General features: G+C 41.8%; 3 protein-coding genes. 2 read left to right on the forward strand and 1 reads right to left on the reverse strand.

Going from position 1 to position 3,164, the window contains the following annotated elements:
* A partial coding sequence (locus tag PX484_RS15930) for an alpha/beta fold hydrolase (RefSeq protein WP_502882754.1) occupies positions 1-158 on the reverse strand: 158 nt, incomplete at its 3' end.
* 278 nt (positions 159-436) lie between these two features.
* Here PX484_RS15930 and PX484_RS15935 point away from each other — a divergent pair.
* Entirely contained in the window at positions 437-1,354 is a 918-nt protein-coding gene (locus tag PX484_RS15935) for a histone deacetylase family protein (RefSeq protein ID WP_287767169.1), read from the forward strand.
* Positions 1,355-1,469: 115 nt separating this feature from the next.
* Positions 1,470-2,663: a Coenzyme F420 hydrogenase/dehydrogenase, beta subunit C-terminal domain gene (locus PX484_RS15940; protein WP_287767167.1), complete on the forward strand. Its 1,194-nt coding sequence runs from the start codon at positions 1,470-1,472 to the stop codon at positions 2,661-2,663.
* The last annotated feature ends 501 nt before the right edge of the window (positions 2,664-3,164 follow it).

Below are 3,164 nucleotides of genomic sequence, written 5' to 3' on the forward strand. Positions count from 1 at the left end.
GTAAAATTAGCCGCTAATCGGGGGGCGATTTTATGCCACATTTGATGGGTTTGGGGATAACCATGGAGCAAAAGCAGCGGAAAACCGCGCCCACCTTTGACACCATTGATAGTAATGCCATTAACTTCTAGCTGAAATTTCTGAAAATTTGTCAGCATTTTTGCTTCCTGTCACCTTAGGGGGAGATAATTGCATCATCCGGCAAAAGTGGCCCGATCGGTAAAGTTTTTTCACTATAGCTCCTCAAGCCCCTGTTTTTCTGATAGATTAAAATCATTGGGTTGCTCAAAAATCAACGAGTTAAGCAGTTAGGTGTTAAAAACTGTCAGATCCCCCCGCCTATCGGCACCCCCCTTAATAAGGGGGGCAGGGGGGATCGAACCTAAAATCTATCTTCAATTTAATTATAACCAGCTACTTAAGCAGTAATTTGATTATGATATCGATTATCTATTCCGATGAATTTCTCGATCACGATACAGGTATTTACCATCCCGAAAAAGCGGCGCGTTTAACGGCAATTGTCGAGGCTTTAAAACAAACAGAATGGCAGTCAAAATTAACATGGCATTTACCGACACCGCTCGAAATTCGTGACGAAGTAATTCCTTTGATTAAACAAGTTCATAATCAAGATTATGTTGATAGATTGCGGCGAATTTGTCAACAGGGCGGAGGAAGATTGGATGCCGATACTCCCGTTTCTGCGCGTAGTTACGATGTGGCGTTACTAGCGGTTAGTGGCTGGTTAGATGGAGTCGAACGAGTCTTATCTACTGGCGATCCTACCTTTATTTTAGCCCGTCCCCCCGGACATCATGCCACTTCTAATTATGGCATGGGTTTCTGTCTGTTTTCTAATGCTGCTATTGCCGCCTATTATGCTTTGGAAAACAAAAGAGTGCAAAAAGTAGCGATTCTTGATTGGGACGTACATCACGGCAATGGCACCCAGGATATAGTCGAAAATCATCCCCAGATTGCCTATTGTTCCCTCCATCAATTCCCCTTTTATCCAGGCACGGGAGAAGCGAGAGAAAAAGGGGAGTTTAATAATGTTTTGAATATTCCCTTATCGGCGGGAAGTACGATTAAAGATTATCAAGAACATTTTGAGGGGCAAGTCATACCTTTTCTGAAAAATTTTCAACCGGATTTAGTGATTGTTAGTGCTGGATATGATGCCAATCAAGCGGATCCTCTGGCGGGAATTTGTTTACACCCACAGGATTATGGAATTTTAACCAAATACCTCTTAACTCTCAATAAACCGCTGCTTTTCGGCTTAGAAGGCGGTTATGATTTAGAAACTTTAGCGGCTTCCGTCGTCGCCACCTTAGAAGCTTTGCTCTGATCCTATTCCGGGTAATCGTTACATTTCTTTAAAAAGATTGGTAACAAAGCGATCTAATGCGGTAAGGTAAACGATCAATAGAAAAAAACCCTTGACCTAGTTGCCTTTTAAGATTATGAACTCCCTTGCGCCACACCTAAAAGCCAAAGCCCTCAAGTCAAATAGTCGTCGTCCTGCCAAAGAATTGTGCAGCGAGTGCGGACTTTGTGACACTTATTATATTCACTATGTTAAAGAAGCTTGTGCTTTTCTCAATCAACAAATCGCCGATTTAGAAGCAGCATCACACGGCAAAAGTCGCGACTTAAATCAGGAAAATGATCTCTATTTTGGTGTTCATCAAGAGATGATGGCTGCCAAGAAAAAACAAGCTATCCCTGGGGCGCAATGGACAGGAATCGTCAGCACAATTGCCTGTGAAATGCTCGATCGTGGTTTAGTAGAAGGGGTGGTTTGTGTGCAGAATACCGCCGAGGATCGCTTTCAACCGCAGCCGATTCTTGCCCGTACCACGGAAGAAATTCTCGCCGCTAAAGTTAATAAACCGACTCTTTCTCCCAATTTATCAGTCCTAGAAGAAATTGAAAAATCGGGCATGAAACGGTTATTAGTTATCGGAGTTGGTTGTCAAATTCAAGCCCTAAGAGCAGTAGAAAAAAAATTAGGCTTGGAAAAATTATATGTCTTAGGAACTCCCTGCGTCGATAATGTCACCCGCTCAGGACTGCAAAAGTTTCTAGAAACTACCAGTCGTTCCCCAGAAACTGTGGTTCACTACGAATTTATGCAGGATTTTCGGGTACACTTTAAACACGAAGACGGCTCGATGGAAATGGTTCCCTTTTTTGGCTTAAAAACTAATAAATTAAAAGATGTTTTTGCCCCTTCCTGTATGACTTGTTTTGATTATGTTAACTCCCTTGCTGATTTAGTTGTGGGCTATATGGGCGCACCTTTTGGCTGGCAATGGATTATGGTTCGTAATGATACGGGCAAGGAAATGTTAGAGTTAGTTAAAGATCAATTAGACACCCAAGATGTTATGTCTAGTGGTGATAGAAAACAGGCGGTACAAAATAGCATTCCTGCCTATGATAAAGGTGTAACCTTGCCGATGTGGGCGGCAAAAATGATGGGAGTAGTAATTGAAAAAATCGGGCCTAAAGGTTTAGAATATGCTCGCTTTTCCATCGATTCTCACTTTACCCGTAATTACCTTTATGTTAAACGTAATTATCCTGAAAAATTAGCGGCTCATGTTCCTGAATATGCTAAAAAGATTGTGGAACAGTATAAATTGCCCGATTAATTAGGGTATGCTGAAAAAGTAGGGGCGCAACATTCGGATAGGAAATCTACGGTTTCAGCGATGGGTTATCCCCCGAATGTTCACCCTTACAGGGTGTGATCGCCGATCAAGTCAATAATAAGTGGTGGGTTACAACTAACGCACCCTAGGTTTTACTTATCACTAGGTAATAGGTGTAGGGGTAATTCATGAATTACCCCTACAATAACGTTTTTCTGGATGTTGTTAAATTTTCTCTTGACAAAGGCGACTTGACAGGATACTATATTCACAATGGAAAATCCGTGCGCCTACGAACCCTCTTTTCCAACGGTCTTAACTATGATTGGTTCATTCAATCAATCTTCATCTCTAATCTACTCTTAACTAGCTCCCTAGTCATAGTCCATCAGATGATTACATCAACCACTGTCGATGGTGGTGGGTTACTGGACTAGGTAATAGGTGTAGGGGTAATTCATGAATTACCCCTACAATAACGTTTGTCTGGATGTTGTCAAA

This window comes from Microcystis sp. M49636_WE2, from assembly GCF_030065375.1.
GTDB classification, from domain to species: Bacteria; Cyanobacteriota; Cyanobacteriia; order Cyanobacteriales; family Microcystaceae; genus Microcystis; species Microcystis aeruginosa_C.